This is a genomic window from Segatella paludivivens DSM 17968 = JCM 13650 (assembly GCF_000373185.1).
Classification (GTDB): Bacteria; Bacteroidota; Bacteroidia; order Bacteroidales; family Bacteroidaceae; genus Prevotella; species Prevotella paludivivens.
Genome location: NZ_KB890631.1, coordinates 57,313 through 72,785 on the forward strand (window position 1 = coordinate 57,313; position 15,473 = coordinate 72,785).

Consider the following 15,473-nt stretch of genomic DNA (forward strand, 5'->3'; position numbering starts at 1 on the left):
TAATATATGAAGAAAATATTGACAATGGCGTTGACGTTGTTTGTGTCGCTATCAATGACAGCGCAACAATTGCCTTACCAAAATCCGAAATTTAGTGCGACAGAAAGAGCAAAAGATCTTCTAGGTCGTCTTACATTAGACGAGAAGGCCCTGTTGATGCTTGATGAATCACCAGCAATTCCACGTTTGGGAATAAAGAAATTCTTTTGGTGGAGCGAGGCTTTGCATGGTGCTGCTAATATGAGCAATGTTACTGTATTTCCAGAACCTATAGGAATGGCAGCTTCATTTAATAATCAATTGCTTTATAATGTGTTTACCGCTGCAAGCGATGAAATGCGTGCACAGTATAATCATAGAATGCTGAATGGCGGTGAAGATGAGAAATTTCATAGTCTTTCTGTATGGACTCCAAACGTAAATATATTCCGTGATCCTCGCTGGGGGCGTGGGCAGGAAACATATGGTGAGGATCCGTATCTTACTTCAGTTATGGGTACGGCAGTAGTAAATGGACTTCAAGGACCTGAATCATCTAAGTATCGTAAGTTGTGGGCTTGCGCTAAGCATTATGCAGTGCATAGCGGACCAGAATACACACGTCATACGGCAAACCTTAATGATGTTAGTCCACGTGATCTTTGGGAGACATACCTTCCTGCATTCAAGACTCTTGTAGAAGATGCTAAGGTGCGCGAGGTTATGTGTGCGTATCAACGATTGGATGATGAGCCATGTTGTGGTAACAATCGTTTGTTGCAACAGATATTACGTGACGAATGGGGCTTTAAATATCTTGTGGTTTCAGATTGTGGTGCTGTTACTGATATATATGAAAGCCACAAAACTGCTTCAGATGCAGTCCATGCTACAGCGAAAGCTGCATTGGCTGGTACTGATGTGGAATGTGGATTTAATTATACATATAAAAGTATCCCAGATGCTGTGAAACGTGGATTAATATCTGAAGCAGAGGTTGATAAACATGTAATGAGACTTCTTGAGGGACGTTTTGAATTGGGTGAAATGGATGATCCTAGTCTTGTTGAATGGTCAAAAATACCTTACTCTGTAATGGATTGCAAGGAACATAGACAGACAGCTCTTGAGATGGCACGTCAGACAATAGTATTGTTGCAGAATAAGGATAATGTTCTTCCTTTAAAGAAAGGCGCTGAAAAAATAGCTGTTATCGGACCTAATGCCGCAAATACTCCAATGATGTGGGGTAATTACAATGGAACACCAAACCATACTGTTAACATCCTCGACGGAATAAAAGCAAAACAAAAGGATATTGTCTATATTAAAGGATGTGATCTTACAGACAACAAGATTGTTAATCCGCTTTTTGCACAATGTTCAGTTAATGGAAAACGTGGACTTCGAGGAACATTCTGGAATAACACTGAAATGAGCGGTAGTCCAGTTTCTACACAATATTATAATAATATGGTGGCTGTAACAACTGCTGGAATGCATAATTTTGCACCTAACGTGAAGATAGAAGATTTTTCTGCAAAATACGAAACAACTTTGCACCCACAAAAAACTGGTGAAGTTGTAGTAAATGTTGAGGGTTGTGGTGATTTTGAGGTGCTTGTCAATGGAAAGCAAATGCAGAAACATCACACTTGGCGCACTACTGCTACACGCACTCCGATAAATGTTGAGGCAGGAAAGAATTATAATATAGAAATTAAGTATAAGTTTGTGAAGACTTGGGGTGCAAATATGAAAATAAACATAGGCACTGAAAGTACCATTGATTACGATGCAATCATAGCAAAGTTGAAAGGTATTAATAAGGTTGTGTTTGTCGGTGGTATTTCTCCAGCTCTTGAAGGTGAGGAGATGCCAGTGAATATAGATGGCTTTAAGGGTGGTGACCGTACTAATATAGAACTTCCAAGTGTACAACGTAATTTCCTTCAGGCTTTGCATAATGCAGGTAAGACGGTGGTCTATGTAAACTGTTCAGGTTCGGCAATAGCTCTCGAACCAGAGACTAAGAACTGCGATGCTATCGTTCAGGCATGGTATGCTGGACAGGAAGGTGGAACTGCTGTTGCTGATGTGCTTTTTGGAGATTATAATCCATCAGGTAAATTGCCTGTTACATTTTATAAGAGTACGAAGCAACTTCCTGATTTTGAAGATTACAGCATGAAAGGTCGTACATATCGTTATTTCAGCGATCCATTGTTTGCATTTGGTTATGGTGAAAGTTATACCAAGTTTAATATTGGTAAAGCAGAATTAGAAAATGAAGGCGATTCAATATTGATGAAGATACCAGTTGAAAATGTAGGTGCTAAAGACGGAACTGAAATATTGCAAGTTTACATTCATGATATGCAAGATGAAAATGGACCGATAAAGTCGTTGCGTGGATTCTGTCGTGTAAACTTGAAAGCTGGTCAGAAACAAGTTGCAAAAATATGTCTCAATAAGAAATCATTTGAATTCTTTGATGAGTCAACTAATACGATTCGGACACGTCATGGTAACTTTGAAATCATGTACGGAAGTAGTTCGCAGGATAAAGATTTGCAAAAAGAAACGATTATGTTTTAGTAAAAATTCATATTTGTAATGGTTGTCGTGCCGGCTGAAAGTATTCAGTTCGGCACGTTTTTATTTCCAGAATGTTTCAAAAACATTAGTTTTTAGGCTATTTTAGCGTATATGTTACATAAAATAAAATGCTCGTTACAATTTATGATATTTATTTAATATGTATTAAATATATTTGCAGTCGCGAATTAAAAAATCTAAACCTAATAATTAAAAGATGAAACAAGTACTCAGACTTTTTCAAATCGTTTCTCTTGTTGTTGTGTTTATGTCAATGTCGGCAACCCCGTCATTGGCTCAGGGCACATTGAGAGGAAACGTAATCGACTCGCAAGGTGAACCGTTGATTGGTGCCACTGTCGTAATGAAGGGAAAAACTTCTGTGGCTACAGTTACCGATTTTGACGGTAATTTTGTGTTGAACACTTCGGTTAAGAAAGCAACATTGTTGGTTTCTTATGTTGGTATGGTGTCGCAGGAAGTAGTTGTCGCAGAAGGTAGAGTTGTAAAGGTTGTCTTAAAAGACGACGACCACACATTGCAGGAAACCGTGATTATCGGTTATGGTCAGCAAAAGAAGGCCAGCGTTGTGGGTTCTATTACTCAGGCCGATGCCAAAGTGTTGTCACGCACGGGTGGTATTTCCAGCCTTGGTGAAGCATTGACGGGTAATCTTCCCGGTGTAATCACTATGTCAAGTTCTGGTATGCCAGGTGATGAGGATCCAAAAATCCTGATTCGTGGTGTGAATACTTGGAACAACAGTGATCCTCTTGTATTGGTAGATGGTATCGAGCGCCCTATGGGCTCAATTGATATTGCTTCAGTACAAAATATCTCTGTGTTGAAAGATGCCAGTGCTACTGCCGTATATGGTGTGCGTGGTGCTAATGGTGTTATCCTTATTACTACAAAACGTGGTGAAGAGGGTAAGGCAAAAATTGAAATCGGTATGCAGATGACTGCAAAGGTGGTTTCTAAATTGCCAAATAAAATGAATAGTGCTGATGCATTAACAGTACGTAATCAGGCTGCCGAGAATGAACTTGGACTTAATCCTGATTCTTGGTCAAAAATGCTGCCAATGTCTACGATTGAAAAATATCGTAATCCGGCAAATCTTGAAGAAGCTGAAAGATATCCTAATGTAGATTGGACAGATGAACTCTTTAATAAATCGGCTATTTCTTACAATCCTAATATTAATCTAAGTGGTGGTACTGCATTTGTCAAGTACTTCGCTTCTTTGGATTTCTTGCATGAGGGTGACCTTTATCGCAAGTGGGATAATAACCGTGGCTATCAGGCTGGTTATGGTTTTAACCGTATCAATGTCCGTTCTAATTTAGATTTCCAACTTACAAAAACAACAAAATTTAAAGTAAATCTATTTGGTAGTAACGGTGTAAAGCAAGGCCCTTATGGTGTGGCTTCAAATTCTTGGGCTGAAACCCAATTGTGGCAAGCTGCTTATTCTGCGCCTAGTGATGCTTTTATTCCTCGTTACAGCGATGGAACATGGGGATATTATCCTAATGATACACAAGGTGCACCTAATTCTATAACAAACTTGGCTCTTGCTGGTGTTTGTAAAACAACAAATACTAGAATTAATACCGATTTTACACTAGAACAGGATTTGGGCTTTATTTTGAAAGGTTTAAAAGCAAATGCAACAATATCTTGGGATAATTCTTTTACGGAGAATAATCGTGGTATTAATGACCAGAATCACGGAGCTCAGTTTAAATGGATAAATCCAGATACAGGTGAAGTAACTTATTCTCAAAAAGGAGATAACAAAACTGGATTTGATTTTAATGAGGGTATCTTATGGTCTGTAGATAAGGGAACAGCAAGTGTTGGTACACGTAACCTATTTTATCAGGGACAGTTATTCTGGGGTGGTAAGTTTGGTAAACATGATGTAACTGCCATGGGTGTATTTAACCGTAATGAGAGTGCTTATGGAAGTGAGTTCACTAACTATCGTGAGGACTGGGCTTTCCGTGCCACATATAATTATGCAGGTCGCTACTTCGTTGAATATAATGGTTGCTATAATGGTTCTGAAAAATTTAGTAAAGATAATAGATTTGCATTCTTTAATTCTGGTGCAGCTGGTTGGCTCGTAAGTGAGGAAAACTGGTTTAAGCCAATTAAGAAATATGTAGATATGTTGAAAATCCGTTATAGCTATGGTGAAGTAGGAAACGACTGGGTAAATGACCGTTGGTTATATGCTACACAATGGGCTTATGGTGGAAACATTGTTAATGGCCTTTATACAGATAACAGTCCTTATACATGGTATAAAGAAAGCAAAATTGGTAACCCTTCCATTCACTGGGAAGTTGCAACAAAGCAGAACTTAGGTATTGACTATAGCTTCTTGGGTGGTTTGATTGCTGGTAGCTTGGAATTCTTCAACGAAAATCGTCATGATATCCTTGTTGATGGTGGAGATCGTTCCATCCCTACATATTTCGGAGCTAAGGCTCCTACAGCCAATCTTGGTAAGACAAAAAGTAATGGTTATGAGCTTGAATTGAGATTAAACAAGACTATAAGCGGAGTTCACATGTGGGGGAACTTCAATATGACACATGCAGTAAACAAAATTGTCTTCAAGGACGATCCAGCTTTGAAACCTACATATCAGAAACAAGCTGGTTATGCAATTGGACAAGACCATGCAAATTTAACAACAGGCTTTGCTAATACATGGGATCAAGTTTACGGTATGACAGAATTCAATACCAATGAAAATCAGAAGTTGCCAGGTAGTTATACTGTTATAGATTATAATGGTGATGGCGTTATTGATGCAAATGATAGTGCACCTTACGGATACACAGGTACTCCAGAAAATACATATAGTGCATCTATTGGTGCAGACTGGAAAGGCTGGAGCTTTTATGTTCAGTTCTATGGTGTTTCTAATGTAAACCGTTATGTTGCTTTCAATTCTTTAGGTAAGACACTTGATACTGTGTTTGATGAAGGTACACTTTGGTCAAAATATACCACTGATGCTGATGCTCCAATGCCACGTATCAATTCAACACCTAGTTACTATGAGGGAACACGTTTCCACTATGATGGTTCGTTCATCCGTTTGAAGAATGCTGAAATATCATATACATTTACTGGATCTTGGGTTAAGCGCCTAGGTGTTAGTAGTATTCGTGTATTCTTAAACGGTAATAACCTTTGGGTTTGGTCAAGAATGCCTGATGATCGTGAGTCTAACTTCGCAGGTACAGGTCTTGCCTCTCAGGGAGCTTATCCAACAGTTAAGCGTTTTAACCTGGGTCTTAAAATCAACCTTTAAAAATGATAACAATGAAATTCTTTAATAAAATTATACTTTTTAGTACATTGACCCTTTCAATGGGATTTGTTTCGTGTACTGACTATCTGGACAAATCTCCAGATTCAGACATCTCGAGTACAGATGCCTTTAAGGATTTCCATAATTTTCAGGGATTCACGGAAGAACTCTATAATTGCATTCCTGATTTTAATGGTGGTTACTGGACTAACTCTTGGAACTGGGGTGAGGACGAAATAATCAATGTTGGTACAACCTTCCACTTTGGATACAAGGTTGATCAAGGTGATTTCTGGGGATGGCAGAGAGAATTTGATGGTTGGTCAGCTGGCTGGATGGATCGCCAGAAAGCTAGTGACTTTAATCCTGGTTCAGACCGTTTTGGTCATAGCCTTTATCCTGGTTGCTGGTATGGCATCCGCAAGGCTAATATGGGACTTGCTAATCTTGATAAGTTCTCAGGAACAGATGAAGAAAAAAATCTTATCGCAGGTCAACTTTATTTCTTCCGTGCATGGTTCCATTTCGAACTGATGCAGTATTTTGGTGGTCTACCTTATATAAAAGAGGTTTTGCCTTCAGACCAGACATTAACATTGCCACGTATGACATATAAAGAATGTGCAGACTTGGCAGCTGAAGATTTCCGCAAGGCAGCTGACCTTCTTCCTATTGATTGGGATAAGACAACAGTCGGTGCTCAGACAAAGGGTAAAAACCAGTTGCGTCTTACAAAGATTGCCGCTCTTGGTTATCTTGGCAAGAATTATTTGTGGGCAGCAAGTCCATTGATGGCAAAAGGCACTAGTGCAGGTACGTATGATTATGATGCTGACTATGCAAAGAAAGCAGCTGATGCATTCGGTGAATTGTTCCAGACTCTTGCTGGTAACGATACTCAATTTGGCTTGCTTCCTTGGGCTCAGTATTCTGAAAACTTCGTTACTTCAGGAGAAAATGGAAAGATGCCTGGTCAGACTAAAGACAACACTATTACTGAGGCTATATTCCGTGGTCCTGTATATGGTAGTGGTTGGGGTTCTTCTGCTTGGGGGCAGGCTAAGGCTTATGGTGGTAGTGACATTAATGATGGTGGTATCATATTCCTACCTACAGCCAACTATGTAAACTATTATGGTATGGCTAACGGTTTACCTCTTAGTGATCCACAGTCTGGATTTGACCCAAATCATCCTTGGAAGGACCGTGATCCACGTTTCTATAATGATATTCGTTACGATGGATGTCGTTTAGTAAAGAAGGAAACAACCGGTGCTGATGATAATACCAAATGGCGTTATGCAGATTTACAGACTGGTGGCTTGTTCCGTAACGAAACTCGTGGAAGTCGTACGGGTTATTTCAACTATAAGTTTATTACCAATGAGTGTAATAAGTGGGATGATGGTTATGGATGGTCTCCACAGATTAATATTCATCTTCCATGGATGCGTCTTTCTGATGTTTATTTGATGTATGCCGAGTCTGTTGTCGCAGCCACAGGTAATGCCAATGGCAGTGCAACATCCTCAATGACAGCTTTGCAGGCTGTTAATAAGATTCGCGAACGTGCCGGAGCCGGTGATGTAAATGCTAATTATGTATCTGATCCACATAAGTTTATGGATGAGGTTCGTCGTGAACGTGCTGTTGAACTAGCTTTTGAAGGACATCGTTTTAACGACCTTCGTCGTTGGTTGCTTCTTGACAAATATCCTTATAATATAAAGACTTCACAAGAATTCCAGCGTGTTGGTAATATTAATCCTACTGATCCAAAACAGGATGTAGTGAGTGGATTCAAAGAATCACTGATCTTGAAGCGTGACTTCTCTGCAAAGCATTATTGGTTGCCATTGAAGAAAGCTGATACTGAACTTTATGTTGGATTCGACCAGAATCCTGGTTGGTAATTAGATTTTTAAAACTTACATATTGAATATAAGAGTTATGAAACATATATATAAGACAGTCGCACTTGGAATGGCACTGTTGCCAATGGCAGCATGGGCACAAGACAATGTGGATTATAACGACTCCCTCGCCAATAAGGTGAACGTCGCTTTCCGCACTGTTGACAAAAGCGACTTGATGGGTGGTGTCTCATCTGTAAACATGGTTGAGCTCACTCATAAAAATTATACTACATACAGTCTTGACAACATGGGGACTTACGTGGGTGGTTTCAATGGTCAGCTATGGAATATGGGTGATGCTTTGGTAATTGTCGATGGTGTACCTCGTGATGCTAATAATGTGTTGCCAACAGAAATAGAACAGATAACTTTCTTAAAGTCTGCTAGTGCTGTTGTTCTATATGGTAGTCGTGCAGCAAAGGGCGCAATTCTTATCACTACTAAGCGTGGACGTAATGAGGGACTTAAGATTAGTGTCCGTGGTAATGCTTCTCTTTATGTTCCAAAGAGTTACCCTAAGTATTTAGGCTCTTCTGACTATATGAGTCTCTATAATGAGGCTCTCGCTAATGACGGAAAGTCTGCTGTATATAGCAATAATGACATCTATAGTTATTCACTTGGTGACAATCCTTATCGTTATCCAAGCCTTAACTTCTTCTCTAATGATTATCTGTCAAAAACTTATCAGCGTTATGATGGTACTGCAGAGTTTTCTGGCGGTGGTAAATTCGCACATTTCTATGCTAACATCGGTTTGATGCATACCAATGATTTGATGAATTTCGGTGAGGGCAAGAAAAACGGTACTACACGATTGAATATACGTGGTAATATTGACCTTCGTTTGAACGACTGGATTACCGGTTATATCAATGCAAATGCTACATTTTACGATGCTCGCAGTGACCGCTCTGACTATTGGGCTCAATCAGCAAAAATTACTCCAACAAGTCAGAACCCTTTGATACCGTTCGTTCCTGTTGATTTTGTATCTCCTGATAATGCTACTTTGCAGAAGATGATTAGTAATTCAAACTATATTGTTGATGGAAAGTATCTTCTAGGTGGTACGCAGTCTATGCAGACTAACCCATTTGCAGCTATGTATGTTGCTGGTTGGACTAAGGCTACTAGTCGTCAGATGCAGTTTGATATGGGTGTTAACTTTAATTTGAATCAAGTTCTTCAAGGACTTACATTCAAAACTAAGTTTGCTGTAGACTATTCTACATCTTATAATACCACATTATCTAACGATTATTCAACTTATGAGGTTAGTTGGGATCAAAACAGATTTAATGGTATTAGTAACATTACCAAGTATGGTACAGATAAGCGAAGTGGTTATCCAACAGCTGATGGTACAGTTTACAAGCAGACAATTCTTGTCCAGGGACAATTTGATTATGCTCGTTCATTCGGTAAAAATAATGTTAACGCAACATTATTGGGAAATGGATACCAGCAGAGTCTTTCAGGTGAATACCATCGTGTAAGTAATGTTAATCTAGGTCTTGATCTTAATTATAATTATAACAAGACTTATTATGCAGACTTGTCAACGGCTGCTATTCATTCAGCCAAACTTGCTCCAGGACATAGAGATGCTGTTTCTCCGGTAATGTCATTGGCTTGGCGCTTGTCTAATGAAAAATTCATGCAAGGAACAAAAAGCTGGTTGACAGATTTGAAGTTTAATGCTTCTTATGGTATTATAAACGAAGACTTGGATATTGAAAAGTATTACATGTATGATAATTTGTTCACAGCTACCGGTACATGGTGGGGATGGAGTGAGAGTGCAAACTCATTACAAACTTCAGATTCTCAGCGTGGTGGCAATAAAGATCTTACTTTTATCAAGCGCAAGGAATTCCGTTTAGGTCTTGATGCAAATTTGTGGAATGGACTTATTACATTGAATGCCAACTACTTTGATGTTAAGACAACTGGTTTGATTACAACTCCAGAGGCAACATTCCCTAGCTATTTCAAAACATATTGGCCAGTATCTTCTTTCTTAGCTTATATGAACTATAACAATCAGAGTCGTAGTGGTTTAGACTTTACGGTGAATGCTCATAAGAAATTTGGAGAATTAGACTTGCAGGCAGGTGTTACAGGTATGGTATATTCTTGTAAAAACACTAAATACAGCGAGAATGTTGCTTATGACTGGTTGAAGAGTGAAGGTGCTCGCATTGATGCACTTCGTGGTTATCAGTGCTTAGGCTTCATGACAGAAAAAGATGTTGTAAGAGATGCTTCTGGAAAAATTACTGGTTATGCACCTGGTGTTGCTGTAATCAACAACAATGCACAGCCTGGTGATTTGAAATACAAGGATCAGAATGGTGATGGTGTTATCGATGGTAAGGATCAGGTGATACTTGGTCATTGGACGCCTGATTTCAACCTTGGTTTTAACTTTACAGCTAATTACAAGAGATTCACTCTCTTTATGGGTGTTACAGGAAACTTCGGTGCCTCTGCTGTTAAGAATAATTCTTATGAATGGGTATATGGTGCAAGTAAATACTCTGACGTAGTACTTGGTCGCTGGACTCCAGGGACTGCCGCTACAGCAACATATCCTCGTCTGACAACTCAGGGTGGTGATCTAAACTTCGTAACTTCAGACTTCTGGACATACAAGACAGATGCTGTTCGCTTAAATAAGGTTCAGATTACTTATGATTTGCCATCTAGTCTCTTCAAAGGTTCATTTGTTCATAGTCTCTCCATATATGTATATGGTAGCGACTTACTCACTATTGCCAAAGAACGTAAGTACATGGAGACAAATGTTGGTTCTGCACCACAATGTCGCAGTTACAATCTTGGCTTAAAGGTTAATTTCTAAAGACTTGAAAATCATGAAAAAGATTTTAAATATATTGACTTTGGCGGTTGTAGCTCTGGCTTTCACCTCGTGTGATGACCTTTTCAAACCAGCTATTGAGAACAATCTTGGTTTGGATTATATGTATAATAATGCCGGATACGCAGAAGGTGTGCTTGGTAATGCTTATACACGTATTCCATGCGGTTCATTCCCTTTCAGTGAAGTGGGTACTGATGATGCCGTAAGCAATGATCCTACAAATAATTATCGTAAAATCACTGCTGGCAGTTGGACTTCTGACAACAACCCTACAGAACGTTGGCGTGATTGTCGTGCTGGTATAACTTATGTCAACCTTTTCTTGAGTAAGGCTGACAAGGTACATTGGGCTGATGACGAGGTCGCTGCCGGAATGTTCAAAGATAGAGAAATGGGTGAGGCTTATGGCATGCGTGCTATGTTCATGTATTATTTGCTTCAGGCTCATGGCGGATTTGACGCACAGGGTAACTTGCTTGGTGTGCCAATCGTAAATACAGCTGAGGATGTAAATTCAGAATTTAATGTTCCTCGTAATACATTTGCTGAATGTATGAAGGCTATTTATGACGATTGTCAGAAAGCATTGGAACTACTTCCTACAAATTACGCAGATATATCTTCTGATGCACAGATACCAACAAAGTATAAGGGTGCGTCAACAGGCCAGTACAACCGTGTGTTCGGTTCTATATTCAATGGTAGAATGAATGGTGCTATTGTTGAGGCATTCCGTTCAAAGGCTGCCCTTCTTGCAGCTAGTCCTGCATTTCAGGCTTCAGGGGCTAAATGGGAAGATGCTGCGAACTATTCAGCACAGGTGCTAGACCGTATCGGTGGTGTAAGTGGCATGGATAAGAACGGTTGGACTTGGTATGGAAATACCAATGAAATAGATGGTCTTGCTAATGGAGTATGTCCAAAAGAAGTGTTATGGCGTGGTGAAAAAAGCTCTAATAATGATTGGGAAACCGATAACTTTCCTCCATCTCTTTATGGTAAAGGCTTAATAAATCCTACACAGAATTTCGTTGATGCATTCCCTGATAAGAACGGTTATCCTATCAATGTGTCAACTATATATAAGGATACAATTCCTTATGCAAATCGTGATCCTAGACTTGCTGCTTATGTTGTATTGAATGGTGGACAGGTTGGTGTAAACCAAACTCCAATCAACACTGCTACAGATGCAACAGATTCAAAGGATAATACGAAACCAAACAAAGATGGTATCAACCACTTTAGTGGTAGCAGTACACGTACTGGTTACTATCTTCGTAAATTGCTGCGTCAGGATGTAAACTTGGATCCAACTGCTACATCAAAGCAGATGCACTATACTCCGAGAATACGTTTTACAGAAATTTTTCTTAACTATGCTGAGGCTGCAAATGAGGCTTGGGGACCAACAGGAAATGGCGGTCACGGATATTCTGCTTATGATATCATAGTTGCTCTTCATAATCGCGCTGGTGTTGGTAATGATTATCTTGAATCAATAAAAACAGATAAGGATAAAATGCGTCAGTTGATTCGTAACGAGCGTCGCATTGAACTTTCTTTCGAAGGTTTCCGTTTCTGGGATTTGCGTCGTTGGAATGCTCCTCTTACAGAAAAAGCAACGGGCATGAGTATTAATTCCGCAAAGAAAACTTATTCTTATGTGGATGTTGAAACTCGCGACTATAAGGATTACATGAACTATGGTCCAATCCCATACTCAGAGGTTCTAAAGTTCGATCAGCTTCAACAGAACAAGGGATGGGAATTAAAATAATCAATTATAAAAATGCTATTAAATATGAAAATTAAACATATATTCCTGTCTATTCTTGCCGTTTCTGCAGCTTTCATGACTTCATCATGCGAGAATGGCGACAAGGAATTTGGTGACTTTGATTACCAGACAGTTTATTTTGCTAAGCAAAGCCCTGTGCGTACAATAACTTTGGGTGAGGACGTATATCCTACTGATCTTGATAATGCTCATGATTTCGAAGTTTATGTTACTCTTGGTGGTGTTGAGAAGAATAAGGTAGACCGTAAGGTTACACTAGCTGTAGATGAATCTCTTTGTGCAGGAAAGTCTTTTGATGACGGTCATTCTATATTGGCTTTGCCAAAAGATTATTATCAGTTGAGCTCTAATGAACTTACAATAAGCAAGGGGCAAATCATGGGATGTATAAAGGTGCATCTTACAGATGCTTTCTTTAATGATTCTAAGTCAACAGCATTAAATTATGTTTTGCCTTTGAAAATTGTGAGTGCAGGTAGCGATTCAATTCTTGCAACAAGAAATTATACTCTTTACGCAGTAAAATATAAGAATCCATACACAGGTTGCTGGTTGAGTCATGGTACTGACAATATAGATTATAATGGTGTAAAGACAACCGTGACTCGTGAACCTCAATACGTTGAGAAATATGATTTGCGCTATCTTGCTACAACATCTTTAAAGCAATGTACATATCCTATAACAACCACAGTGACTCAACAGGATAGTAATGGAAAAGATGTTGAGGTTGAGATGACACGTAACTTGGTTCTAACGTTTGATGATGCAGGCAACTGTACTTTGAGTTCTAATGATGCCGATTTTGTAGTTACTGGTACTGGTAAGTGGACATATCATGGTGCAATAAAGGCATGGAATAATACAGACCGTGACCTTATTGATCTTACTTATGATGCTACATTTAAATACAACTATGGTACTGAAGCACGCTATAAAAAGATCTCAACAAAGGAGTCTTTGATAATGCGTGATCGCCAGAGTAAGTATGAAACATTTAATTTCAAATAATCTTAATTATGAAATACAACAAGATAATTTCATTTGCAGCTGCTGCAGTGCTGTTATGTGGTTGTGCTGACAATGATATGTTTAGCCAGGCTCCTAATGAGCCTGGAATAACAGGTCAGTATGACTATCTAAATGGCTATAATAAGCTGAAGACATACGTTGACCGTAACGCAAATCCTAACTTTAAGTTGGGTACAGGTGTCAGTGCAGCCGACTATCTTGGCCATAAAATGGCATGGACTGTTACTAATGAAAACTTTGACGAGTTCACTCCTGGTAATGAAATGAAGTTCGCTTCTGTCGTTAAAGATGACGGAACAATGGACTTCTCAACAGTAAAAGATCTTGTAAATAAGTCGGCTGAAGCTGGACTTACCGTTTATGGTCACACACTTTGTTGGCATTCTCAGCAAAATATGACTTATCTGAAAACTTTGCTTGCTCCACCTAACTATTTCTTGCATGTAACTTCTACAAGTTCTGGTTCGAATGCTTGGGATGCATCAATAACATATCCACTTTCTAGTCCACTGACTGTTGACAAGACTTATGTTATTACGTTTAAGGGAAGGATTAATGCAGAAGCATGGACTTCTAAGGATCCTGTTCAGCTCTATTTCTGGCCTAGTTGCGAAAAGGGAACTCAATATCTTGCTGGTTTCCAATTGACTAAAACTTGGAACCAAGTTTCTTTGGAGTTCAAAGCATCACAGCCAATAGAAAAATTGAATTTCGAATTTGGTTTCTTAAAAGGTGATTTTTGCATAGATGACATATCACTTGTAGAGAAAGGAACAGATAAAAATCTTATATTAAATTCCGATTTTGAGGACGATAATGTTAGTAATTGGACCTTCCCTTCATGGCTTAAACAATTGTCAATCATTCGTGATAAGGAAGAATCTGCTAACTCTGGAGGTGAAGAGGCTGCAAAGGATTCACTTAACAAGGTGCTTGATAAGTGGGTAGGTGGTATGATGACAGCTTGTGACGGTAAAGTTAAGGCTTTCGATGCTGTAAACGAACCTATGAGCGATAATGTTCCTACAGAACTTAAGACAGGTACTAATGGGCGTGATGGCAGTACAAAGACAAACTTCTTCTGGCAGGATTATCTTGGTAAAGATTACGCACGTACAGTTGTTGCTCTTGCACGTAAGTATGGACCTTCTGATCTAAAATTATTTATCAATGATTATAATCTAGAGGCTGCATATAACAAAAATGCTAAATGTCAGGGATTAATTGATATGATTAAGTACTGGGAGAGCGATGGTGTTACAAAGATTGATGGTATCGGAACTCAGATGCATGTTACCTGTTCTCTGAATCCTACTACTCAGAAGCAGAATGAAGATGCTGTCGTTAATCAGTTCAAGTTGCTTGCTGCAACTGGTAAACTCATCAAAATCTCAGAACTTGATATGGGATTGGCTGACGCAGCTGGTAAAACACTAACTACTGATAGTGTGAATACTGAGGAAGCACAGAATGCACAGAAGGCTTATTACAACTTCATTATCAAGGCATACTTTGATAATATCCCTGTTGCCCAGCGCTATGGTATTACGTTATGGTCTCAGACTGATAGCCCTGCAAATAGCGGATGGCGTCCTAATGAACCAATAGGCCTTTGGGATAAAAACTATGTACGCAAACCAGCTTACGCAGGTTTTGCAGATGGATTGGCTGGAAAATAATATTTTAAGGCTTAATAATAATAAATGACGTCCGATATTTGTCGGACGTCATTTTTATTTATACCGATTGACATCTTATTCTTAATTATAATTATTAGGTCATTCTAAGTGAGTTTTGAATACAGTAATAATGATAGAGAATCTATTTTGTGATGTGCTTTTAAATAATTACTCTATAATATTAACAACAATGTATTAATATATATTTATTTGTCTAAGGTCAAGCTGTTATGATATGATGCTTTTA

General features: G+C 38.9%; 7 protein-coding genes. All 7 read left to right on the forward strand.

Features of this window, described 5'->3' with window-relative positions:
* Nucleotides 1-6 precede the first annotated feature (6 nt).
* The 7 genes from xyl3A to B045_RS0103330 all read left to right on the forward strand — a co-directional run bounded on the left by xyl3A (nucleotide 7) and on the right by B045_RS0103330 (nucleotide 15,226).
* Nucleotides 7-2,577, forward strand: coding sequence for a xylan 1,4-beta-xylosidase (gene xyl3A / locus B045_RS0103300; RefSeq protein ID WP_025882800.1), 2,571 nt, complete (start codon nucleotides 7-9; stop codon nucleotides 2,575-2,577).
* 217 nt (nucleotides 2,578-2,794) lie between these two features.
* A complete protein-coding gene (locus B045_RS0103305) occupies nucleotides 2,795-5,911 on the forward strand; it encodes a SusC/RagA family TonB-linked outer membrane protein (protein ID WP_026234318.1) in 3,117 nt (1,038 codons plus the stop codon).
* 2 nt (nucleotides 5,912-5,913) lie between these two features.
* A complete protein-coding gene (locus B045_RS0103310; protein WP_202900281.1) occupies nucleotides 5,914-7,824 on the forward strand; it encodes a RagB/SusD family nutrient uptake outer membrane protein in 1,911 nt (636 codons plus the stop codon).
* A 37-nt stretch (nucleotides 7,825-7,861) separates the two neighbouring features.
* A complete protein-coding gene (locus B045_RS0103315; protein ID WP_018462853.1) occupies nucleotides 7,862-10,693 on the forward strand; it encodes a SusC/RagA family TonB-linked outer membrane protein in 2,832 nt (943 codons plus the stop codon).
* A 13-nt stretch (nucleotides 10,694-10,706) separates the two neighbouring features.
* Complete coding sequence (locus tag B045_RS0103320) at nucleotides 10,707-12,494, forward strand: RagB/SusD family nutrient uptake outer membrane protein (protein WP_018462854.1); 1,788 nt, start codon at nucleotides 10,707-10,709, stop codon at nucleotides 12,492-12,494.
* Between the two features lie 24 nt (nucleotides 12,495-12,518).
* A complete protein-coding gene (locus B045_RS0103325) occupies nucleotides 12,519-13,526 on the forward strand; it encodes a DUF5627 domain-containing protein (RefSeq protein WP_238311959.1) in 1,008 nt (335 codons plus the stop codon).
* A gap of 8 nt (nucleotides 13,527-13,534) precedes the next feature.
* Complete coding sequence (locus B045_RS0103330; protein ID WP_018462856.1) at nucleotides 13,535-15,226, forward strand: endo-1,4-beta-xylanase; 1,692 nt, start codon at nucleotides 13,535-13,537, stop codon at nucleotides 15,224-15,226.
* Nucleotides 15,227-15,473: the final 247 nt, after the last annotated feature.